Annotated in this window: 22 protein-coding genes, 1 tRNA gene and 1 pseudogene; 8 read left to right on the forward strand and 16 right to left on the reverse strand. The window is 62.6% G+C overall.

Going from position 1 to position 22141, the window contains the following annotated elements; genetic code table 11:
- Positions 1-348: 348 nt before the first annotated feature.
- A tRNA-Met gene (locus JN302_RS16560) sits at positions 349-425 on the reverse strand.
- A gap of 245 nt (positions 426-670) precedes the next feature.
- On the opposite strand from JN302_RS16560, the gene JN302_RS16565 reads away from it, so the two are divergent.
- Positions 671-1624, forward strand: coding sequence for a Gfo/Idh/MocA family protein (locus tag JN302_RS16565; protein WP_202333738.1), 954 nt, complete (start codon positions 671-673; stop codon positions 1622-1624).
- 113 nt (positions 1625-1737) lie between these two features.
- Here the strand turns inward: JN302_RS16565 and mnmA are convergent, their stop codons facing one another.
- Positions 1738-2928 (reverse strand): tRNA 2-thiouridine(34) synthase MnmA, encoded by a 1191-nt coding sequence (mnmA, locus tag JN302_RS16570; RefSeq protein WP_202313503.1) that lies wholly within the window; start codon positions 2926-2928, stop codon positions 1738-1740.
- A gap of 541 nt (positions 2929-3469) precedes the next feature.
- Between mnmA and sciP the strand changes: the two genes are divergently transcribed.
- Entirely contained in the window at positions 3470-3745 is a 276-nt protein-coding gene (gene sciP / locus JN302_RS16575; RefSeq protein ID WP_019173843.1) for a CtrA inhibitor SciP, read from the forward strand.
- 309 nt (positions 3746-4054) lie between these two features.
- Here the strand turns inward: sciP and JN302_RS16580 are convergent, their stop codons facing one another.
- Both JN302_RS16580 and JN302_RS16585 read right to left on the reverse strand, forming a co-directional pair.
- Positions 4055-4498 carry a paraquat-inducible protein A gene (locus JN302_RS16580; RefSeq protein WP_202313505.1) on the reverse strand — a complete coding sequence of 148 codons (444 nt, stop codon included), beginning with the start codon at positions 4496-4498 and terminating at the stop codon, positions 4055-4057.
- Between the two features lie 126 nt (positions 4499-4624).
- The gene (locus JN302_RS16585) at positions 4625-5002 is read right to left on the reverse strand and encodes a flagellar export protein FliJ (RefSeq protein WP_202314801.1); all 378 of its coding nucleotides are present in this window, start codon (positions 5000-5002) and stop codon (positions 4625-4627) included.
- A gap of 456 nt (positions 5003-5458) precedes the next feature.
- Here JN302_RS16585 and ctrA point away from each other — a divergent pair, with 456 nt between their 5' ends.
- Positions 5459-6154 (forward strand): response regulator transcription factor CtrA, encoded by a 696-nt coding sequence (ctrA, locus tag JN302_RS16590; RefSeq protein ID WP_202313506.1) that lies wholly within the window; start codon positions 5459-5461, stop codon positions 6152-6154.
- A gap of 127 nt (positions 6155-6281) precedes the next feature.
- On the opposite strand, the gene JN302_RS16595 is transcribed toward ctrA, so the two are convergent.
- Together JN302_RS16595 and chpT are read right to left on the reverse strand one after the other, a co-directional pair.
- Positions 6282-6650 carry a response regulator gene (locus JN302_RS16595; protein WP_202333740.1) on the reverse strand — a complete coding sequence of 123 codons (369 nt, stop codon included), beginning with the start codon at positions 6648-6650 and terminating at the stop codon, positions 6282-6284.
- Between the two features lie 284 nt (positions 6651-6934).
- Positions 6935-7564 (reverse strand): histidine phosphotransferase ChpT, encoded by a 630-nt coding sequence (gene chpT / locus JN302_RS16600; RefSeq protein WP_202333743.1) that lies wholly within the window; start codon positions 7562-7564, stop codon positions 6935-6937.
- Between the two features lie 313 nt (positions 7565-7877).
- On the opposite strand from chpT, the gene JN302_RS16605 reads away from it, so the two are divergent.
- Both JN302_RS16605 and JN302_RS16610 read left to right on the forward strand, forming a co-directional pair.
- A complete protein-coding gene (locus JN302_RS16605) occupies positions 7878-8459 on the forward strand; it encodes a DUF1134 domain-containing protein (protein WP_202313510.1) in 582 nt (193 codons plus the stop codon).
- 142 nt (positions 8460-8601) lie between these two features.
- Positions 8602-9774 carry a hypothetical protein gene (locus tag JN302_RS16610; RefSeq protein WP_202313511.1) on the forward strand — a complete coding sequence of 391 codons (1173 nt, stop codon included), beginning with the start codon at positions 8602-8604 and terminating at the stop codon, positions 9772-9774.
- Between the two features lie 87 nt (positions 9775-9861).
- Here JN302_RS16610 and JN302_RS16615 read toward each other — a convergent pair whose 3' ends face one another.
- The 6 genes from JN302_RS16615 to clpS form a co-directional block, all read right to left on the reverse strand.
- Positions 9862-10701 carry a TrmH family RNA methyltransferase gene (locus JN302_RS16615; RefSeq protein ID WP_202333745.1) on the reverse strand — a complete coding sequence of 280 codons (840 nt, stop codon included), beginning with the start codon at positions 10699-10701 and terminating at the stop codon, positions 9862-9864.
- 41 nt (positions 10702-10742) lie between these two features.
- A complete protein-coding gene (locus JN302_RS16620) occupies positions 10743-11078 on the reverse strand; it encodes an ArsR/SmtB family transcription factor (protein WP_202313513.1) in 336 nt (111 codons plus the stop codon).
- Positions 11079-11426: 348 nt separating this feature from the next.
- A complete protein-coding gene (locus JN302_RS16625; RefSeq protein ID WP_202313514.1) occupies positions 11427-12194 on the reverse strand; it encodes a HugZ family pyridoxamine 5'-phosphate oxidase in 768 nt (255 codons plus the stop codon).
- A gap of 13 nt (positions 12195-12207) precedes the next feature.
- Complete coding sequence (locus tag JN302_RS16630; protein WP_202333747.1) at positions 12208-13389, reverse strand: CaiB/BaiF CoA transferase family protein; 1182 nt, start codon at positions 13387-13389, stop codon at positions 12208-12210.
- 11 nt (positions 13390-13400) lie between these two features.
- Entirely contained in the window at positions 13401-14162 is a 762-nt protein-coding gene (locus JN302_RS16635) for a 3-hydroxyacyl-CoA dehydrogenase (protein ID WP_202333748.1), read from the reverse strand.
- 93 nt (positions 14163-14255) lie between these two features.
- A complete protein-coding gene (gene clpS / locus JN302_RS16640) occupies positions 14256-14561 on the reverse strand; it encodes an ATP-dependent Clp protease adapter ClpS (RefSeq protein ID WP_202333749.1) in 306 nt (101 codons plus the stop codon).
- 431 nt (positions 14562-14992) lie between these two features.
- On the opposite strand from clpS, the gene JN302_RS16645 reads away from it, so the two are divergent.
- Genes JN302_RS16645 through JN302_RS16655 form a run of 3 tightly spaced genes read left to right on the forward strand, consistent with a single transcriptional unit; the run spans position 14993 to position 17645 of the window.
- Complete coding sequence (locus JN302_RS16645; RefSeq protein ID WP_202333750.1) at positions 14993-16336, forward strand: hypothetical protein; 1344 nt, start codon at positions 14993-14995, stop codon at positions 16334-16336.
- Positions 16333-17244, forward strand: a complete 912-nt coding sequence (locus JN302_RS16650) for a DNA adenine methylase (RefSeq protein ID WP_202333751.1) — start codon at positions 16333-16335, stop codon at positions 17242-17244. Before JN302_RS16645 ends, JN302_RS16650 begins: the two co-directional genes overlap by 4 nt.
- Positions 17241-17645, forward strand: coding sequence for a hypothetical protein (locus JN302_RS16655; protein WP_202333752.1), 405 nt, complete (start codon positions 17241-17243; stop codon positions 17643-17645). The genes JN302_RS16650 and JN302_RS16655 overlap by 4 nt, the downstream gene beginning before the upstream one ends.
- A 196-nt stretch (positions 17646-17841) precedes the next feature.
- On the opposite strand, the pseudogene JN302_RS16660 reads toward JN302_RS16655, so the two are convergent.
- The 4 genes and pseudogenes from JN302_RS16660 to choX all read right to left on the reverse strand — a co-directional run bounded on the left by JN302_RS16660 (position 17842) and on the right by choX (position 22023).
- Positions 17842-18784 (reverse strand): annotated as a pseudogene (locus JN302_RS16660) (IS1595 family transposase).
- Positions 18785-18934: 150 nt separating this feature from the next.
- Entirely contained in the window at positions 18935-20116 is a 1182-nt protein-coding gene (choV, locus tag JN302_RS16665; RefSeq protein WP_202333754.1) for a choline ABC transporter ATP-binding protein, read from the reverse strand.
- Positions 20113-20967 (reverse strand): choline ABC transporter permease subunit, encoded by an 855-nt coding sequence (gene choW / locus JN302_RS16670; protein WP_202313521.1) that lies wholly within the window; start codon positions 20965-20967, stop codon positions 20113-20115. The genes choV and choW overlap by 4 nt, the downstream gene beginning before the upstream one ends.
- 120 nt (positions 20968-21087) lie before the next feature.
- Positions 21088-22023, reverse strand: a complete 936-nt coding sequence (choX, locus tag JN302_RS16675) for a choline ABC transporter substrate-binding protein (RefSeq protein WP_202313523.1) — start codon at positions 22021-22023, stop codon at positions 21088-21090.
- Between the last annotated feature and the right edge of the window lie 118 nt (positions 22024-22141).

Here is a 22141-nt window from a genome sequence, read left to right on the forward strand (position 1 = left end):
TACAGATTGCTCTGACGACTGCGGCTTTCGGTGCGGCTTTGACCTTGAGGAGCGCGAGAGTCTGGTGCCTGGAAGATGGTTTGTTCGAATTTCAGAACTCTTCGCTCAGGCCCAGCAATCGCAAACTCCATGCAGCGCCAGGCTAACATAACCTATTGAAATCGTTGGATGCCGGAACCTGTGTGCTAAATCGCGTAGCACACAGGTTTGGAGAATATTCGCTCTCTTGAGGCCGCATTGGCGAGCTTGGCGCTGGATTCAGAAAACAGGTTTCTGCTGAAAACCGCGCAAACACTGGGCTTTTCAGGAGACTAAGAGTTCGCCGGAGAATTGTTTGGCAAATTGGAGTGGTAGCGGAGGAGGGATTCGAACCCCCGACACAAGGATTATGATTCCTCTGCTCTAACCTACTGAGCTACTCCGCCCCGGTTGGCCTTTCCCGATCGTCGGCGAAGCGCATCGGCCGGGTTGGTCGCCAAGGACGCGCGGATATAAGGTTGGCAGGCCGATACTGTCAAGCGCGGAACTTAACGCTCGCCGCGGCAATTGCCCGGCAAAGCCCTTTGCCGACGCAAGGCCGCAATTGTCGCGGCTTGGCGATGGTTCCCGGGGTTGAGTTCGCGCGCCCCCGCCGTTATGTCTCCGCCACGAATTTTCGAGATCTGGCTTCATGAAAGCGCGCATCGCTGTCCTTGGTTGCGGATACTGGGGCAGCAACCACATCCGCACCTTGAAGTCGCTGGGCGCCCTCTACGCGGTTTCGGACGCCAATGGCGCGCGCGCGGAAGGCTTCGCCAGCGAGCAGGAATGCCTGGCCATCGCGCCCGACGAACTGATCCGTCGCGACGATGTCGACGCCATCGTGCTCGCGCTGCCGCCGCAGTTCCATGCCGAATTCGCGATCGCCGCGGTCGAGCACGGCAAGGACGTGCTGGTGGAGAAGCCGATCGCCCTCACCGTCGCCGATGCCGAACGCTCCGTCGCCGCCGCCAGGACAAACCATCGCGTGTTCATGGTCGGCCACGTGCTGCGCTTCCATCCGGCCTTCGAGAAGCTCAAGGAACTCATCGACCAAGGCGAACTCGGCGAGGTGCGCTACGTTCATTCCCACCGGCTCGGGCTCGGCAAGTTCCACACCGAGAACGACGCGCTGTGGGACCTTGCGCCGCATGACCTGTCGATGATCCTGGCCATCACCGGAACCGCGCCTGTCGAGATCAGGGGCGAGGGGGCGGCACTCCTCGACCATCTCAGCGATTTCGCCCATCTGCATATGCGCTTTCCCAACGGGATGCGCGGCCACCTCTTCGCGTCGCGGCTCAATCCCTATCGCGAGCGCCGCCTGACTGTCGTCGGCACCAAGGCGATGGCGGTGTTCGACGACGTCGAACCCTGGGAGCGCAAGCTCGCCGTCTATCGGCACGAGGTCTGGCAGGATAGCGGACAATGGGCCTTCACCCAGAACGAGCCGTCCTATGTGCCGGTCGAGCAGGGCATGCCGCTGACCCGCGAACTTCAGCATTTCATGGAATGCATCGAGACGCGCGCCGAGCCACGCACCGATGGCGAGGAAGCGATCCGTGTGCTGCAGATCCTGACCGCCGGGACGATAGTTCATGATTGAGAAATTGAGCGAATAGCGAATAGTGAGTAGCGAATAGGGAACGACCGACGAGGCGTATCCGCCTCGACAGCTCCTCTTCTTTCCCTATTCGCTACTCACTATTCGCTATTCGCTCATTCCGCCGGCACCTGTGCGGGCATCGCCGCCAGCCGTGTCAGCATGGCTTCGGCCTCGGCGCCGCGCTCCGACCGCTCGATGAAGCCGCCGCCGAAGACGCGAGCGTCGTTGCCGTCATCGGAATAGAGCACGCAGGCCTGGCCTGGCGCTATACCGGATTCGCCCTGGGCGAGTTCGACCCAGATCTTGCCGGCATGGTGATGGAGCACGGCCGGCCGTGGCGGCCGGGTCGAGCGCACCTTGGCATAAAGCTCGAGCCCTTCCTCGGACAAGTCGGACAGGGCGGCGTCGCCCAGCCAGTTGACGCCGCGCAGGTAGATCTTGTGGGTCTCCAGCGCCTCGCGCGGGCCGACGATGACACGCGCCCTCTCGGCATCGAGATGGACGACGTAGAGCGGCTCGCCCGACGCGATGCCGATGCCGCGGCGCTGGCCGATCGTATAGCGAAGGATGCCGTCATGCCGGCCGAGCACGCGGCCGTCGATATGGACGATCTCGCCGGGCGAGGCGGCTTCCGGCTTCAGCTTGGCGATGATGTCGGTATATCTGCCCTGCGGCACGAAGCATATGTCCTGGCTGTCGGCCTTGGCCGCGACGGTCAGGCCCATCTCCTCGGCGATCCGGCGCACGTCGGGCTTCGACATGCCGCCGAGCGGAAAGCGCAGATAGTCGATCTGCTCCTGGGTCGTGGCGAACAGGAAGTAGCTCTGGTCGCGGTCGCTGTCGACCGGCCGGTAGAGCGCGCGATGCGCGCCGTTGGAGCGCGAGCGGATGTAGTGGCCCGTCGCCAGCGCGTCGGCGCCGAGGTCGCGCGCGGTCTCCAAGAGATCGGCGAACTTGACGGTCTGGTTGCAGGAGACGCAGGGAATGGGAGTCTCGCCGGAGACATAGCTCTCGGCGAACGGGTCGATCACCGCCTTGCGGAAACGCTCCTCATAGTCGAGCACGTAATGGGGAATGCCGAGCGTTTCGGCGACGCGCCTGGCATCGGCGATGTCCTGGCCGGCGCAGCACGAGCCGGTGCGGTGGGTGGCCGCGCCGTGATCATAAAGCTGCAGCGTCACACCGACGACCGAATAGCCCTCGCGCTTGAGGATGCCGGCCACCACGGAGGAATCGACGCCGCCTGACATGGCCACGACGACGCGGGTGTCTTCGGGACGTGCCGGCAGATCCAGGCTGTTCATGGGTCGGTTTCCGATGCTCGATAACGGCGCTTCATGCCAATGATGCCAATATAGGTCAAGCAAAGTGCCAACACCACCGCGGCCGGGCTCCTTCAATGAGCCCGCATGTTGGCACATCCAGGCCCGGTGGATGCTCACGCATCCAACTTACCTCAGTCGCCGGCGCGGCCCATTCGGGCCGCTTGTCGTTCGCGCTACCGCATCGGCCCGAAAATCGTGCTCGATTTTCGGAAAGCACGATGCGGCACTCGACAAGTGGCAGATCGTCCTTTGCGCGTCCTGGTGGACGCCCGGCGCTCTGGCGGGCGCGGGCGGCGCAGTCGCGCGCTCCAAACGTCGGTGTTATCGACCTTTGGCATTCGTCACCGCCGTTGCCGGGCCTGCAGCCCGTCCTTGCCGGGCGCCCGGTCATGGCAAACAAGGTCATGGCAAACAAAAGGTAAACCCGGCCACCAGAGCGTGTATGAGTTGTTTAGGTCTTTTTTAAAGCTGTCCGGCTAATCTCGGTTCGATTAGGTCTTTGAGTAGCGTAGAGAGTACGATGACCGATCTGGTTAGACCGCGTGTCAAATATGTGATCGGGCCCGACGGCAGCCCGCTCACAATTGCCGACTTGCCGCCCTCCAACACCAGGCGCTGGGTGATCCGGCGCAAGGCGGAAGTCGTTGCCGCGGTGCGCGGCGGTCTGCTCAGCCTCGACGAGGCCTGTCAGCGCTACAAGCTGACCACCGAGGAATTCCTCTCCTGGCAGGCGTCGATCGACGAATACGGTCTGGCCGGCCTGCGTACCACCAGGATCCAGCAATACCGCCACTGACGTTTCTTGCCACGCATCAAACGAAACGAGGGCGCAGCACTTGCGCCCTCGTTTCGTTTCGCCCGTATGTTGCATCAACCAGACGGGCCCGTTCAGGATGGGAAGCCGCTCCTCGCGCTGCTGTCCCGGAGCACAACCGGCAGGTACTCCCCGGGGATCCTTCCGTGATGCAACCGCGTCTCGAATGCGAGCCGCCCGGTCACGCCAGTATCGGGATGGATCTCCCGGAAAGCGCCGCATCGAAGCAGCTTGATGATTTTGCGCATGTCTTTATCCGCGAAACCGCGGCTCACTTTCGGGAGACATGCTTTAGTCTTCAGCCTTCGCCAGGGCCGAGGCCGCAGCCGTGAGAATCACCGACGCGGCGAAGAACCAGAGCCCTGGCTGGGTGGATGCCGTCGCCAGGCCGCTCGTCTTGGCGGCGAAGATCACCAGGGCGACCAGAACGACGTCCAGCATCGACCAGCGCGCCAGCGCCCTGAACCAGCCCGGCACCAGACGATGTCCCGCGGCCCCGTCATAGGCGGCGACATGCAGGAGGCCCAGCTTCAGGGCCGGAAATGCGACGGAGAACAGGCCGACGATCGCCGCCAGCAGCACGTCGCCGCCTGCCCACAGCCCGTAGACCATCGCGGCGAGCGACGGCTCGTCGGTGAAGAGGAAGAGCCGCTCCACGCGAATCAGCGGCAAGACGACGCCGAGCGTGAAACTGACGGTCGCGGCGAAGATCAGGAGAGGCAGAAGACGGCGCATCGCCCATCTTGGCGAAGGCCATGATTGCGGGGAAGCCCCATTCGACCGCGATGGCCGCCGGGGGACGCAAGCGCCCCGCGGGAAAGCGCCCCCCGGGAAGGAAGCGCCGGGAGGAGGGCCCCGGGATCAGCCGATCATGGCGCTGCGGCCTTCGCCTTCGGCGTCTCGCATGCGCGCGTCGCGCGATTCCAGCATCTCGGCCTTGGAAAGCTCGGCTTCGGCCTCGGCGAGCAGCGTCTCGGCCGTCTTCCTCTGTTCCATAAGGTCGTGCTGGGAGTTCTTGAGATTGTCGCGGCGCAGGCGGGCCGCCTTCGCGAAGGTCGGATAGGCAAAATGATTGATATCGGTGATGCCGGCTTTCTTCTCCTCGGCGCCGATCTGCATCTCCAGTTCGTTCGCCATCCGGTCGAATTCGGCGATCATCATGTCCAGTTGCGCCAGCTGTCGGCGTTTCTCGTTGGCCTGAAACTGCTTCAGCCTGACGAGGTTCTCACGTGGCTTCATCACTCGCTACTCCCGAATACGCATTACATGGAGCTGGCCCAACCCGCCCCGTCCCGGAAAGGTCCGCTCCGCCGCCCATCCCCCGGCCTCAAAGGAAACAATTCCCTAAAGATTTCGGCCGTCGGTAACCATTCGTTTACGGGCATTGTTAATCATACGCGTCAGGACTTAAGGCACGGTAAAAATTCCAGCTTCACGGAGCACGCAAACTTCGACCCGAACTAGCGAGTCCGTGGAGTCGCTTAGAAGAGTTTGTTAATGTGTCGCGTGAGTGGAATTTCTGTGCGATAAATGTTTAGATTCAAGAGGGTGTGCCGAAAAGCTGAAAAGATCCGATATCGCTTGCCAAGCGGAATCAGATTTTGTTAACCATTCGGTGGCAGCCTCCGATTCAGGCAATCACTGCTCCGGCGCCGGAATGCCCGCATCCGGTGCGGCAGCAGGAAAGGGGATAAAATGCGCGTTCTGCTGATTGAAGACGACAGTGCAACCGCACAGAGCATCGAGCTGATGCTGAAGTCGGAAAGCTTCAACGTCTATACGACGGACCTGGGCGAAGAGGGCGTCGACCTCGGGAAGCTCTATGACTACGACATCATCCTGCTCGACCTGAATCTCCCCGACATGTCGGGCTACGAAGTCTTGCGGACCCTTCGCCTCTCGAAGGTCAAGACCCCGATCCTGATCCTGTCGGGCATGGCGGGCATCGAGGACAAGGTGCGCGGCCTCGGCTTCGGCGCCGACGACTACATGACCAAGCCATTCCACAAGGACGAACTGGTCGCGCGCATCCACGCCATCGTTCGCCGCTCCAAGGGGCATGCCCAGTCGGTCATCGCCACCGGCGACCTGATCGTGAATCTCGATGCCAAGACGGTCGAGGTCGGCGGACAGCGCGTGCACCTCACCGGCAAGGAATATCAGATGCTGGAGCTGCTGTCGCTGCGCAAGGGCACCACGCTCACCAAGGAAATGTTCCTCAACCACCTCTATGGCGGCATGGACGAGCCGGAGCTGAAGATCATCGACGTCTTCATCTGCAAGCTCAGGAAGAAGCTGGACGCTTCGTCGGGCGGCCAGAACTATATCGAGACGGTGTGGGGCCGCGGCTATGTGCTGCGCGAGCCGGAAGACATCCGCGCCAGCGCCTGACGACCAATCCATTGCCGCAGACGACGAGACCGGGCTTCAAGCGGGGTCTTGCGTCTGCAAACTCGGCTTCCGGAGAAGACGGCACGAGCGCCGACAAGCGGATCAACGCTCGCGTTGTCTCCTCTGGTCAGGCAGCCAGATCGAACTGGCGGAAGCGCTCCAGCAATTGCGGCCGGTTGAACGGCTTCAGCAGATAGCCCTGCGCACCGGCGCGCTTGGCACGCATGATGGCACCGATGTCGACCTCGACAAGGCTGACCGCGATCTGCGGCCTGACATGGCCGGGCAGGGCGCGGACGCGGCGGATGAAGTCTTCCGCGCTCATGTCGGGCAGGGCGCCGTCCACCACGATGATGTCGGGCATGTCGGCCGCGCACATGTCGAGCGCGTCCTGGCCGTTGTCCGCTTCGATCACCAGCATGTCGGGCCCGTTCAGGATGCGCTTGGCGACCTTCCTGATCACGCTCGAATCGTCGACGAACATGCAGCGTTTCATGACCGGCCCCCTGACCTGACCAATCCATTCCCGGATCTCGCCGCGAACCTTAGGGGAGCGATCTAAAAAACCGGGAAACGCGTTGGCTAAACTTGTAGCGACAGGGATTTTGGCGCCGCGCGCGGGCCGTCCACAGCGCGTCGCGTGTTCACGCTAGAGGCTGCAAGTCCCTGACCTGGCGCATGACTTTTTCCAAAGACCGCTGCAAACTTGCTCGAGGTCTCATTGACCTCATCCGATGCAGCCGGGGAGCCGTCCACACCAGCACCGTCCGGAGACATGCTTCAGGCCGCGGACAGCACGATCTCCTCGGGTGTCGCCCGGATCGAGATGGTCATGCCGGCATCGCGGGCAAGCAGCAGCGTGTAATAGGGCTGAACGGCATGGGCATCGATAGGCTCGTCCGGCTTGTGGCCGGAATGCAGCTCCAGGAATTTCGGTGGAACACGGACCATCGGGCCGGCGGCGGACAGCGTGAACTTCGGCTCGGTCTCGACGTCGTCGAGCGTCACGGTGATCTTGCCGCCGCGCGGAATGGCCCCGATGGCGATCAGCACCAGGTTGAGCAGCAGCTTGACCTTGTTCTTCGGCAGCAGCGCGCGCTGGCCGTTCCAGACGAGTTCCGGCTTCTCGTTGCGGATGAAGGCGGCGGTCACGGCTTCGGCGTCGCCGGTGTCGATCAGCATGCCGGCCGAGCCGGCCGCGCCGAAAGCGATACGGGCGAATTGCAGGCGGGCAGAGGCATTGCGGGCGCTGGTGCGGATGAGGTTCATCGCATCCTCGTCGGCGCCGCCCTCGTCGAGCAGCTCGAGGCCGTTGTTGATGGCGCCGACCGGAGAGATGATGTCATGGCACACCCGGCTGCACAGAAGCGCGGCGAGATCGGCTGCCGAAAGCGTGAAAAGGTCGGCCATTCAGGGGTCTCCGGATCGTCTTTGCCTGCCCTGGAGGAACGTCTCACGGCAGGTGCGAATCACGCTCGTTCTGGTCGGGATTCGTTTACACAGTGGCTGTTCCGTCAGCAAGAAAACCCATCCCGAGCCTCGCAAGAGGCCACAAACGCGGGGGCGGCGCGTGCTGACGACCATCGATCCGCCATCTTCATGTGAAAGCTTAATGGTTGAAAAAGGATTACGGCATAGCTTGCCCGTAAGAGGCACCGAACCGCCAGCAAGAGCGGAAGGGGCCGGGCGTCGGCAGATGTGCTCCCGTACGGAGACAGGAAGCATGTTTTGCAGACTAGAAGACCGGAGCCTTGTCCGGCTGATCGCAGCGTCGTTGTTTTCCCTCGCCTTCATGGTGATGTCGGCCGGCGCGTCGCGCGCCCAGGAATACACGGCGCAGGAAATCGTCGATTCGGGTCACCGCTTTTTCGGCGCCACCTCCGGCGGGCTCGGCACGGTGATCGAGAAAATCTTCGCCTCCTACGGCCTGCCTAACGGCTACGTGCTCGGCGAGGAAGGATCGGGCGCCTTCGTCGGCGGCCTCACCTACGGCGAAGGAACGCTCTACACCAAGAATGCGGGCGACCATAAGGTATTCTGGCAGGGGCCCTCTCTCGGCTGGGATTTCGGCGGCACGGGCTCGCGCACGATGATCCTCGTCTACAACCTCGATGATGTCTCCAGCCTGTACAACCGCTACCCGGGCGTGGCGGGCTCGGCCTATGTGGTCGCGGGCCTGGGGTTCGAGGTCATGCGCAACGGCAATGTGCTGCTCGTGCCGGTGCGCACAGGCGTGGGCGCGCGGCTCGGCGTCAATGTCGGCTATCTGAAGCTGACGGAGCGCCCGACCTGGAACCCGTTCTGAGCCCGAGAGCCGGGCGGCGCGCGGGCAAGCCTGCGCACCGAAACGATCCGGACCGAGCGGGAGACATCCCAAGTCGGTACTGGATTCGCGTCACGGCGATATGGCACATAGGAATGCCTGCCGCTGCAACGGATAGTCGCGTGTGATCCAGTCGATACTCTTCTTCGTTCTCGGCTTCCTGTGCGCGGGATTCATTGCGCTGATGATCGCGCCGGCGTTCTGGCGGCGGGCCGAGATGCTGACGAAACGCCGCATCGAGGCAACTGTCCCGCTCTCCGCCGCGGAGATACAGGCGGACAGGGACCGCCTGCGGGCCGAGTTCGCGATGTCGACGCGCCGGCTCGAGATGAACCTCAAGTCGCTCGGCGACAAGGCCACTGCGCAGATGATCGAGATCGAGCGCGGCCGCGCAGAGATGCGGCGGCTCGATGCCGGCACCGCCGATACGCAGAAGGCGATGGCGCAGAGCGAGGCCAGGAACGCCGAGCTCGGCGCAGAGCTGGAACGTCGCGAGGACAGGATCCGGGAGTTGGCGGACCGCCTGGCCGAGGCCGAGCGACTGCTCGAGCAGCGCGCGCTCGAGTTCGAGAAGCTCGGCCGCATGTATGACGAGGCGATGCTCGTCTCCAGCAACCGTCAGATCGAGCTGGTCGCGCGCGAGAGCGACGTCGACAGGCTGAACCTCGATATGTCGGCCATGCGCAAGCAGACCAAAGACCACGAGCGGCGCATGCTGGAGGCTGCGGCCGAAGGCAGGAAGGCACGTGAGGCGCTGAAGGTCGAGACGAAGAAAGTCGGCGACCTCGAGAAGAAGGTGGAGCGATTGATGACGAGCCTTGCCGATCATGAGGAGCGACTCGACCGTCGCGAAAGAGAACTGGCGCGGCGGCGCAAGGGCGATGCGGCGGAGGATGGTGTCAATCCTTCAGGCGAAGCGCGGCAGTCGGCCCTCTCCAGCGTCGGCGGCGAGGATGCCCGGACGATGGTCGAGAAGCTCAAGGAGGACCGCGACCGTCTCGAAGCGCGGCTGATGGCGCTGACCCGCAGCAACCGCAGGCTCCGGACCGATCTCGCCGCGCAGGGGCGGGGCGAAGAGCCGGAAGAGGAGCTTCGCGAAAACGCGCAACTGCGTGAGGACATCCACGAACTCGCCGCCGAGATGGTCAATATGACGGCTGCCCAGGAAGGGCCGGACTCGCCGATCCGTGTCGCGTTGGCCGCCCGGCAAGACGAGCCGAGGCCGGATCAGCACGACAAGATCACCAGCCTCGCCGAGCGGGTTGCGGCGCTGCAGAAGGCCGTTTCACCGAACTGACGGAAGGCACTGGGTGTCGACACATCCGGTGGGCGTGGATGGATGTCGTTGGATCCACGCGACCCGCCTGTGCCAATTCCCGGACAGCTACTGTCCTTCCCACAGTTCGTGCAGCGCGATCGCCGAAGCGGCAGCCACGTTGAGGCTGTCGAAACCAGGCGCCATGGCGATCCGGGCGGTCCGCATCCTGGCCATCAAGGCTTCGGGCAGGCCTTCCCCTTCGGTGCCGAGGACCAGCGCGATACGTTCGGGCCGGGCGAGGGTGCGGATGTCGTCTCTGCCGCGCGGCGACAGGGCGACCGGCACGAAGGCGTGGCGTGCCAGAAGCGCAAGTATGCTTTCGGCATCCGGCCCGGCCGCGAAGGGGACTTTCAGCGCCGCGCCGACCGACACCCTGATTGCCTTGCGGTAGAGTGGGTCGCAGCTCGTGGCGTCGAGGAGCACGGCATCCGCGCCGAAGGCGGCGGCGTTGCGGAAGATCGCGCCGACATTGTCATGGTTGGCGATGCCGACGAGCATCACGACGAGCGCCCGGGTCGGCAGACCGGCGAGCAAGTTGTCGGCGGACTGCGTGTCCCGGCGCCGGCCGATCCCCAGGATGCCGCGGTGGATATGGAAGCCTGCGATCGCGTCCATCACCGCCCTGGAGGCGACATAAACAGGCAGATCAGCCGGCGCCGAGCTCAAGACGCGGCGCAGTCCCTCCAGCCGGTTCTCGAGCACCAAAACGGATTCGACCGTAAAACGCTGCGCACGGAAAAGCACGTCGAGGACGACTTTGCCCTCGGCGACGAAGCGGCCTTCGCGACCCACGAGATCACGTTCGCGGATGTTCCTGTAGGGTGCGACACGCGGATCGTCCGGATCGTCGATCCGGACGGCATCGGAGCCAGCTATTCCAACCTGTCTTTCGTTGCTTCCGGTCATGCCCTTCGCTTGCCGTGGTTGCGGCGTGAAGGCAAGCCGGTTCAGGTTCCGCTCTTGCGCAACAGCGGCCGTTCAACGGGCTTGCCTGTCCCGAAGATCTCGTCGAGCGTGGCGAGCAAGCTGCGGACGGCCTCCGAACGGCAGGAATAATAGATCATCTGGCGGTCGCGCCGTGTCTGCACCAGATCCAGCTTGCGCAGCTTGGCGAGATGCTGGGAAAGCGCCGATTGGCTGAGTTCCACTTTCTCCGCGATCGCACCGACCGACATTTCGCCCTCGACGAGGTAACTGACGATAGTCAGGCGCTTGTCGTTGCCGAGGAGGTCGAGGAGCGCCGCAGCGGCCTCGATATTATCGACAAGCTTCTTCGAAACCATGTTACCCCCGCTCACTCCAGCGCCGCCGGCCGCTATTGGGGGCGATAGCGCCAGTCGGTAGGCTCCGATTCGTTCGTGACGGTGAATCAGGCTACATTTCTAACTAGTATAACTTTCCAGGACCTTAAAGGCAGATTCAACCATCGCGTGTCGGGCCAATAGCAAATTCAAAGCGATAGGGCGTCCATTGCACGTCCAGATGGTTCCACGCAGCTCGATCCATTTGTTGCAGCGTCGGATTTGTCCGGAAACCGGAACCCGCTCTCGGGTCCGGGAGGCACGCTGTAGGTTCTAGATTTGGCGCATTTCTTTGTCCCGAAACCGGTTCCCACTTTCGACAGCCATGCTTCAGCGCTGCTCCTGTTCGCGTCCGCTGCGGGCGAGTTCGACGAGCACTTTGCGCAGGTCCGCCGCCGAGGCGAGCGGCTCGGGAAAAAAGACGCGCTGGGTTTCGTCGCCGCTGGCGATATCGATGCCCTCGGCGTCGAGGCCGGTGATGATCCAGCCGTCGCCGGAGGCCTTGGCGAATTGCCTGGCATAAACCGCGATCGCATCGAGATGGTCGGCATTCATATGGTCGACGGCGCCCTGTTCCCGCTCCGCCAGCTCTTCGGTCGCGGCGCCTTCGACGACAAGATCGGAACGGTCCAGCAGATAGGCCTTGCCGAAGCCGCCATTGAGGCTGGCCTTCCGCGGTTCGAGCCTGAAATAGGAAAAATCAGGGAAGCCGGCGTAAAGCTTCGCCTTGGGCTGGCGGTTGAGATAGCGCCGCTCGACACGCGCCTGGTCCGGCGTTCCGCGTTCCAGGCGCACGGCCGTGCAGGAAAGGGTGATGCGCGGATGCGCCAGCGGATCGCCCTTGCCCGGTTCGCCGACGAGAAGCGAGCATCGGGAATCAGCGGCCAGTGCCGCGGTGTGGGCGGAGAGCGCCGAGACGAGGATGATCGGCGTGCCGTCCAGGTCGGTGGCGACCGCCACGCGGCTCGCGAGCGGAGCGCCGTCGGCCGGATCGAGCACGGCGAGCGCGCCGTAGCGGGCGCGGCGGATCAGCGTCCTGGCGAGACGGATCGCTTCAGCGTCGGTTTCCCGGATCACATCCTTCTTCGCTTCCGCCATGCCCGACCCCAAATTACCTGATTGGTGCGGTCAGCTTATTCCCGACGACACCCGACATGACAAGAGCCTCGGTGTCGGACTTGTCGATGCCGAAGCGCGCGAGCAACTCCGCCGGATCGGCCCGCCCGCCGCCGGGCTCCGAGAGCTGGGCAGGCGTGCGCGAGAAACGCGGGGCAGGCGCAGGCCGGACGAGCGTTCCGGCCTGCCGATGGGTGCCGCGCGCACGGTTGTGGGGATGGTTCGGGGCCTCTTCGAGCGACAGCACCGGCGCCACGCAGGCATCGGTTCCTTCGAAAAGAGTGGCCCACTCGTCACGAGTGCGCTCGCCGATGCGGGCAGCGATCGCTGCTCGCATGTCGTCCCACAGCCGCCTGTCATATTGCGCGGCGGCGAACCGCTCCTCGAGCGGCAGGAGCCGTGCGAACTCGGCGAAGAATTGCGGCTCGAGGCAGGCCACGGCGACGTGCCTTCCATCCTCGGTCTGATAGGTGTCGTAGAACGGGGCGCCCGTATCGAGCAGGTTGACGCCGCGCCTGTCCTTCCAGAAGCCCGCGGCGAGGAAGGCGAAGAACGGTGCGGCGAGCATCGAGGCGCCTTCGACCATGGCCGCGTCGACCACCTGGCCCTTGCCCGACTTCTGACGCTCGAACAAAGCCGCGAGTACCCCGAGCAGCAGGAACATGGTGCCGCCGCCATAGTCCGCCGCAAGATTGAGCGGCGGCACCGGCTTGCCGTCGCGCGGGCCGATGGCATGCAGCACGCCCGAATAGGCGAGATAGGTCAGGTCGTGGCCGGCGCGGGCGGCGAGCGGCCCGTCCTGGCCGAAGCCGGTCATGCGGCCATAGATGAGACCGGGATTGCGAGCGAATGTGATGTCCGGCCCGAGCCCGAGGCGTTCCATCACGCCTGGACGATAGCCCTCGACCAGGATGTCGGCTTTTCCGATGAGCCTGAGCAGCAGTTCGATCGCCTCGGGCCGCTTGAGATCGATCTCGAGCACGCCGCGTCCGTGCCGGTCGAGATCGAATTCGGGCGGGGTGGGGAGGAAAGGGATGCCGGCATTCAGCCGCTCGACGCGGATGACTTCGGCGCCGAGTTCCGACAAGATCAGCCCGGCCAGCGGCACCGGGCCGATGCCGGCCATCTCGATGACGGTCAGCCCGGCGAGCGGGCCCGTCTTTCCTCCTTCCGTCATGGCGTCGAGCCTTACTTCGGGGCCATGCGGATCGCGCCGTCGAGGCGGATCGTTTCGCCGTTGAGCATCTGGTTCTCGACGATGTGGCAGGCAAGCGCGGCATATTCGCTGGGCTCGCCGAGGCGTGGCGGGAAGGGAACCTGGTGGCCGAGAGAATCCTGGGCCTCCTTCGGCAGGCCGTCCATCATCGGCGTGCGGAAGATGCCCGGCGCGATGGTGCAGACGCGGATGCCCGAGCGGGCGAGGTCGCGCGCGACGGGCAGCGTCATGCCGACCACGCCCCCCTTCGAGGAGGAATAGGCGACCTGGCCGATCTGGCCGTCGAAGGCCGCCACGGAAGCCGTGTTGACGATGACGCCGCGCTCGCCGCCATCGAGGGGGTCGAGGTTCTGGGCGCGGGCGGCAAACAGCCGGATCATGTTGAAGGTGCCGAGCAGATTGACCTCGAGCACCTTGCGATAGAGGTCGAGCGGGTGCGGCCCGTCCTTGCCTACCGTCTTCATGGCGATGGCGATGCCGGCGCAGTTGACCAGGATACGCGCCGGTCCGAGCCTTTCGGCGGCTTCGGCGAAGGCAGCCTCGCCGCCCTCGGCGCTGGACACGTCGCACTTGACCGCGATGCCGCCGATCTCGCCGGCGACTTTTTCGGCCCGGTCCATGCCGACGTCGAACAGTGCGAGCCTGGCGCCCTTGGCCGCGAGCGCCCGCGCGGTGGCCTCGCCGAGGCCGGAGCCGCCGCCGGTCACGATCGCCACGATGCCGGATGGGTTCATGGTGTAGTCCTCCAAATGTTATGAACTAGAACAAATTCGCACTATCGTAGGCGCGCGGCGAGGGCGGTGCAAGCACCGGAAAACAGCGCTGCCCTACTCTTCGGGCTCGGTTGTGAACAGCAGAGGGAAGCCGGCGGCGCGGCCGGCGTCCGTGGCGCGCGTCGCCTTGGTCTCGGCGATGTCCTTGGCGTAGACGGCAACCACGCAGACGCCACGCCGGTGCGCGGTGATCATCACCTTGTAAGCCTGGTCCGCGGTCATGCGGAATTCGGCCTTGAGCACCCGCACCACGAATTCTCGCGGCGTGAAGTCGTCGTTGACGAGGATGACCTTGTGCAGCTTCGGCCGTTCGGTCTTCAGTCGAGGTCTGGTGCGCGGTTTGACGAAGGTGTCGGGCATCCTACCCTCCGACGGTGGTTGAGCGAGCGCGCTCGGCCGCTCGCATTCCCTGTCGCGTCGGCCCCGGCGCGGTCCGCCGCCCGGAAGCCTATGCCTCGGTCGATCTTGGAACCCGGTCGGAGGCATGTCGAGGGGATTTCAACGCAATGTGATCCGCTGCGCCGGTCCGGCACGGGTGTGGACGATGGCCGGGCTCGCATGACGGCGATGGAGGCTGCCGCCCAACAACGTCATCTGCTCGGAGATGTGCATCCTTCGCTATCAGTTCGGTCCGAACGAGCGGCATCCTGGCTTCATCAACTCGGCTGCGCTCATCGAATATTGGCAACTATACACTTGACAACGGACGTGATCGATAAGGGGCGGTTGTCCCATGCCCTTTACTGACAACTTGTGAGCGGCGTATCATTTCTTTTTTTGGGAGAGGGGCCATGCCGGAAATCGACTTGAAGGTCGAGCATCTCGTGCTCGACAATGACAACCCGCGTATTACTCATGCGGCGGGACAGCAAGAAGCTTTTCAGAAAGTCGTGAGGGACCAGAAGATGAAACTGGTCCGCTTGGCAGAGAGCATCGTTGAGCATGGTCTCAGCCCCATCGAAAGGTTGATGGTCCTCGAGGTGAGCGCGAAGCCAAAGCGCTATATCGCATTGGAGGGCAACCGTCGCGTAGCTGCGCTCAAGCTGTTGGTGAACCCGGCTGCAATGACCGGCCTTGAGATGCCGGAAGGTGTGCAGCGCTCCATGGAGCGTTTGGCGGGCATTTTTCACAAGAGCAAGGTCGAGCCGATCGCGGGTTACGAAGTTGGTTCCCGCGAAGAGGGAAGATACTGGATTGAACTGCGCCACAATGGGGAGGATGACGGTCGGGGCATTGTCGGATGGAAGCCGATCGTCGCGGCTCGCTTCCGGAAGAGGGAGCCGGCAATCCAGGCCTTGGACTTGGCAATCGAACACGGCGGATTCAGCGAGGGTGAAGCCGAGGCAATCCGTTCCAAATTCTCGTTGACGACACTGCGGCGCCTTGTGGAATCCGAGGAAATCAGGGCGATGCTCGGATTGACGGTTAAGGACGGCCAACTGAGCACAACGCTTCCTGCGAATGAAATCATTAAGCCGCTCAAGAAGATGGTGCGCGACATCGCTGACAAGAAAGTCAACTCGCGCAGCTTCAACAAAACGGAACAGATGGTTAACTATGTGCGGGGTTTCGCAAAGGCAGACAGCCCCGACCTCACAAAGAAAATTGCTGAGCGGGCCCTCGAAGGAATTCAAAAATCGGAATTCACGAAGACCAGCGCAAAACCGGCAAGGCGGAAGCCGGACCCGAGCGACCGGCGAGAGGTTGTGCCAAAAGGCTGTCCGATCCATGTCGCTGACAATCGGATAGCCGAAATCTACAAGGAACTGCGAACTCTGAAACTCGACGACGCTCAGAACGCAATTGCCGTTCTGCTCCGCGTTTTTCTCGAATTGTCAGTTGACCACTTTCTGGAAAGCAACGGCGGGTCCGTCAGCTTCAAGGCACCAAACGGCCAAACCAAGTTCAAAAGCCTCGACAAAAAGCTGGCCGAGGTGGTGGCTGATCTGGTATCAAAGGGCGTACCGCAAGCGCATTTCGCAACAATCATTCGCAGCCTGAACGTTCCTACCAGCCCAATGAACATTGACCTGTTCCACCGCTATATCCACGACCGTTTCGCGACGCCTTCAACTCCTGAGTTGAAGGCCGCGTGGGAGCACGCTCAGCCGCTTTTTGAGAAGATTTGGCCGTGACCGCGGGAGAGGCGGAGCCGCGGCGCCTGATGCACTTTACGCCGCTTCGCTATCCCGGAGGGAAAGGGAAACTCGCCGCATACGTCAAAGAGCTAATTCGAGCGAATAACCTGTTCGACGGGGAATATGTGGAACCGTATGCCGGCGGCGCGGCTATCGCGCTCGAACTCCTATTTCAGGAATACGTCAGCAGGATTCACATTAACGACCTCAGCCAGCCCGTCTATTCGTTCTGGAAAGCCGTTTTGAACGATAGCGAAGAACTTTGCCGGATGATCAAAGACACGCGGTTGTCCGTGGCCTCATGGGATCGGCAGAAGAAGATTTTCGCCAACCCTCGCAATCATAGTTACGTGCAGCTTGGCTTTGCGACCTTCTTCCTTAACCGAACCAACCGCTCCGGCATTTTGAATGCAGGCGTGATCGGCGGGAGGGATCAAACCGGTCCATGGAAGCTTGATGCCCGTTATAACGCGGACGAGCTGATATTTCGCATCGAGTCAATTGCGAAGATGCGTAGCCGGATAAAGCTCACGCAAAGCGATGCTCTGGCATTGCTGAGGTTCGGCCTGCGCAAGTGGCCGGAAAATACGCTGATTTATCTTGATCCGCCTTACTATGATCAAGGCCGCAATCTGTACTACGACTACTACAAGCCTGACGACCACGCTGACTTGGCGAGCTTCATTGCTGCGAACATGAACGAGCGTCACTGGATCGTTTCCTACGACAACGTGGATCCAATCAAGGCGCTATACGCAAAATTCCGTAGCGTGGTTTACAATGTGGGATATTCCGCCCGTGAGACGCGCGTTGGCAAGGAAGTGATGTTTTTCTCGCCGCGCGTCAACGTTCCTGATCTGGTCGGGCCGATTCAGCAGGTCGAAAAGACAACGGAAGCAGCATGATGCAGCCCACTCCTACAATCATAATTCTAAAGACGACAGCGGAACACATGAGGGGCGTGATTGACCATCAAAAACACGCTTCGGACCGGCTCATTAAGAGGGCCAACCCTGGCGATCTTCTCCTCATTGCCCAGTTGCAGCCTAAAGGTTCGGCGCTGATCCGATATGCAATGTGGCTGAAAAGCCAGTATCCCGATAGCGTGCAAGAATCAGACGCTATTTGGGGGAAGCACTGGAATTTTATCATTGAGGGTGAAGGTGGCCGCGAGTTGACCACTCCATTTGCGCCGGGGGAGGTCAAACCAAACGGCCCGTATCGCCAAGGTGGGCCTTTCGTCTATGTGGTGGCCGAGGACGCTGAAGACTTCAGGCGGGATGGCCGTCTGGCCCCTCTTCTCTAAAGGTGTGTGGGCACAACAGATCGCGAGCCCGTGCAATGGCAACGAAGAAACCTAAACTGGACCACGCGACGGTGAAGGTCCTGCAACAAGTGTTGGCGCTACCGCCGAAACGCCATGACGAAATGAAAGTCGGACGACCAGCGAAGGCGAAGCGCAGCCCTAAAGGCCGCGCGTCTTGCTCCAAGCCGCAAGGCGCTTAACAAACTGATTTCTTTTCGTAATTTTCGTCAGCCGGTCGGTACATGAGAGGCTTACCCTCAATGCCCTTGGCAATCAGCGTCGCACGCTCCCCGTCCTTCATTTGGCGGGTGTTGAACTTGAAATCCCATTCGGCCAGATAGCGCGAAAGATGCGCTTCGCTGATCGAGTGGAGAGTGCCTAACACAGCGCGCTTCATAAGGCTGAACCGGCGTTGGTCCGTGTAGACGTGAGCAATCCGCCAAGCCTTACATACTCATCGGCCGAGTGATTGACGGTGGTATGACCCGCAAATTCCTTTCCGATAGGGGCGTAGGAAAGCAGTTCGTCCGTCACCAAATGAGACTTGGCGTCGGCGACTTTGTTGATGGTCTCGCGAAGAGTGTCAGCCTTAGCATTGGCGGCGTGAAACGAGTAGCTGTTGTCGTCGCGATCAACGAGAGCGACCACGGCGTGTTTCGTAGGATCTTTCTTCGCATACGCGCGGTTCTTCTCCTTGCCGCCGATATACTTTTCGTCGCTTTCGACTACTTGTTCGCGCTGCCGATGGGGCCGCGCTGGTCGGGCGTCATAGCTTCGCGGATGCGATGGCACAGAAACCATGCGGTCTTATAGGTGACGCCGAGCATGCGGCTAAGCTGCAATGCGCTCATGCCCTTCATCGACACGCCCATGAGGTGCATCGCGAACAGCCACTTCGACAGGGGAATTTTGCTGCGCTCCATGACAGTTCCGACCGTCACGGTAAACTGGCCGTTGCAAGCCGCACAATAGTAGAGGCCGGGGCGATGAGCCGTGCCCTGGCCTTTTGCTATCTTCTCCTGATCCAGGTTGCCACAGTGAGGGCAAAAGGCCCCCTCAGGCCAGCGCACCGCTTCTAAGGCTTCGCGGGCGGCGTCCTCGCAATAAAAGGCTCGGTTCTGGATGGGCGCTTGGGCCATGGCTAACTTCCTATGGCCACACTATCGGGGATATGCCCTCCGTTCTCAAGTATATAGTTGCCGAATGTTTCGAGGGGCCGGGGCGCGGCCACTGGAAGGAGGTCGCTTATCTGCGATAGGGCGTTTGCGCACCCATGGGGTGCATGGGCTCTACCGCCGCAACACCGCCGACAGCACATCCCTGATGCCGATGGCGCCGACGAAGCGCGACTGTTCGTCGAACAGAGCGACCGGCGCGGTCTGCGATCGGTGCATTGCCAGCATGACGATCTTCAGGGAGGTGCCGGGCTTCGCCCAGAACACATGGGGCGCATCCTCGGAGAGCTGCTCGATCTCGTCGCAGGAGCCCCAGATCACCGGCCTGCCGTTGCGCTCGGCCGCCTCGACCAGCCCGTCGGCGTCGAGGCGGAAGCGCGTCGTCTTGCGCCGGTCCAGCCAGACCCAGCCTTCGCCGGCAGTCTCCAGGTCGCGGCGGTCGCGCATCACGTTCCAGGCGGTCAGCACGGAGAGCGGATTGACGTTGGCGATGAAGTCGCGGACGTAATCGTTGGCCGGGCGCAGCACGATGTCCTCCGGCGCGCCGGTCTGAACGATCCTGCCGCCCTCCATGATGGTGATATGGCTGCCGATCTTGAGGGCTTCCTCCAGGTCGTGGGAGACGAAAATGATGGTCTTCCTGAGCGACGCCTGAAGCTGCAGAAGCTCGTCCTGCAGCTTCGTCCGGATCAGAGGGTCGAGAGCCGAGAAGGGCTCGTCCATCAGGAGGATCGGTGCTTCGGTGGCGAAGGCGCGGGCAAGACCGACGCGCTGCTGCATGCCGCCCGAGAGCTCATGAGCGTATTTGCGCGCCCACTGGTCGAGGCCGACCAGCTTGAGCTGCCGGTGAACACGCTCCTTGCGTTCGGCCTCGGGAACGCCGGCGAGTTCCAGCCCGAAGCCGACATTCTCCTCGACCGTGCGCCACGGCAGGAGGGCGAACTGCTGAAACACCATGGCGACCTGATGCTGGCGAAGCCGCCGCAGCGTGGCCTCGTCGCAGGACACGACGTCGACCATGGCGTCGCCGTCCCTGACCAGGACCTGGCCGCGGCTGACGACGTTGAGCCTGTTGACGGCGCGCAGCAGCGTCGACTTGCCTGAACCCGACAGTCCCATCAGGACGGAGATCTCGCCTTCCCGTATCGTCAGGCTTGCGCCGGCGCAGCCCAGCACATTGCCTGTCCTCTCGAGGATCTCCGCGCGTGTCGCGCCCTTGTCGACCATGGCCAGCGCATCGGCGGCATCCGGGCCGAAAACGATGTCGACATTCTTGAAATCGACGGCGACGTTCATTTCTTGCCTCCCACGCCGATGCGGGTCATCCGGTCGAGCACGATGGCGAGCACCACGATGGCAAGACCCGCCTCGAGACCGAGATCGATCCTGCGCGAACCCAGCGCCCGGTTGATTTCGGTGCCGAGGCCGCCGGCGCCGATGAGCGCGGCGAAGACCACCATCGACAGCGACAGCATGATACACTGGGTGAGGCCGGCCATGATGGTGGGAAGTGCGGCCGGCAGTTCGACCTTCCAAAGCAACTGGCGCCTGGTGGCGCCGAAGGATTCACCGGCCTCGATGATCGTCTTGGGCACAGAGGTTATGCCGAGATGGGTCAGCCGCACCGCTGACGGGATGACGAAGATGATGGTGACGATGAGGCCGGGTGCGTTTCCGAGGCCGAACAAGGTGAGGACCGGGATCAGGTAGACAAAGGTCGGCAGGGTCTGCATCAGATCGAGCACCGGGAGCATGACCCGGTAGACCCTGGGCTTGTGCGCGGCCCAGATGCCGAGCGGCACGCCGATCAGCATCGAGGCGGCCGACGCGGCGACCACCAGAACCAGCGTCTCGACGGTCTGCTTCCAGAGCCCCTGATTGACGATGAAGAGTAGACCGATCGCGACGCCGGCGGCGAGCGCCCTCGATCGCTGAAGATACCAGGCCAGGAGAGTGATCAGCGCCACGATCAGGACGGGCGGCAGCAGGAGGAGAGTATCGACGAGCCCGTCCAGAATGAAGTTGAGGCTCCCGGAGAAGCCCCGGAACAGGGCGTTGAAGTTGTCTGTCAGGAAGGTGAAGAACGCCTTGCCCCAGGCCCCGATTGGAATCTTGTAGGCCACCAGCAGTTTCGAAATCGGATCCATGTTCCCCTCGCATATGCGCCGTGCCGGCGGGCGGTCTTCTCCGGAATGTCAAAAAACAAGGGGCAGCCTGTTCGACCCGGCCGCCCCTTGGTCGTCACGCTATGCGCGAGCCTGCCGGGATCAGCCCTCCAGCGCGGCCTTCACAGCAGCCGCCGCATCGCCGCCGTCGAAGGTGGTCACACCCTCGAGCCAGGGGGCGGCGGCATCCGGATGGGCCTTGAGCCAGTCGCTGGCGACCGTGTTGGCATCGCCGCCCTTGAGGATGGCGTCCATCATGGTGTTCTCCATGGACAGGTCGAACTTCAGGTTGGCGATGAACTTGCCGACATTCGGGCATTCGGTGAGATAGCCCTTGCGCACATTGGTGTGGACGGTAGCGGCGCCGAAGCCGGAATCGCCCATGCCGTCAAGATAGGTGATCTTCATCTCGCCCATCACCGGATGGGGGGTCCAGCCGAGGAAGGCGATCCACTCATTGTCCTTCATCGATTGCTCGGCCTGGGTCAGCATGCCGGCCTCGGAAGATTCCACCAGCTCGAAGCCGGTAAGGTTGTTCTCCGGCTTGGAGATCATGTCGAGGATGATGCGGTTGCCGTCATTGCCTGCTTCGATGCCGTAGATCTTGCCGTCGAACTTGTCCTTGAACTTGCCGAGGTCCGTGAGCGTCTTGACGCCGCCCTCGGCGACATAGTTGGGGACGACGAGCCCGTAGCCCGCGCCGTCGAGATTCTTGGCGACGGTCTCGACCGAACCCTCCGCGGCATAGTCCTTGATGTCGTTGGTCATCGACGGCATCCAGTTGCCGAGGAAGACGTCGAGATCGTTGTTCTTCAGCGAGGCGTAGGTGACGGGAACCGAGAGCTGGATGACCTCCGGCTCGTAGCCGAGCGCGGTCAGGAGCACCGAGGCCACGCCCGTCGTAGCCTGGATGTCGGTCCAGCCCACGTCGGAGAGCCGCACCGTCCTGCAGCTTTCCGGATCTCCGGCGAAAGCTGGTCCCGCCGCAAGGAGCGCCGTCAGGCCGAGCCCCGCGGCGATGGTTTTCATGTGCGACATCGATAATCTCCCATTGTTCATCGGCGACCGGCGTCTAGTATTTCCTTGCGCCTTGTCCAACGAGCCAAACACCATTTTGTCATTGTTTCAAGCCGCATAGCGCGCCGCGTGCTTTGCA

The sequence above is a fragment of the Mesorhizobium sp. L-8-3 genome, assembly GCF_016756615.1.
Lineage (GTDB): Bacteria > Pseudomonadota > Alphaproteobacteria > Rhizobiales > Rhizobiaceae.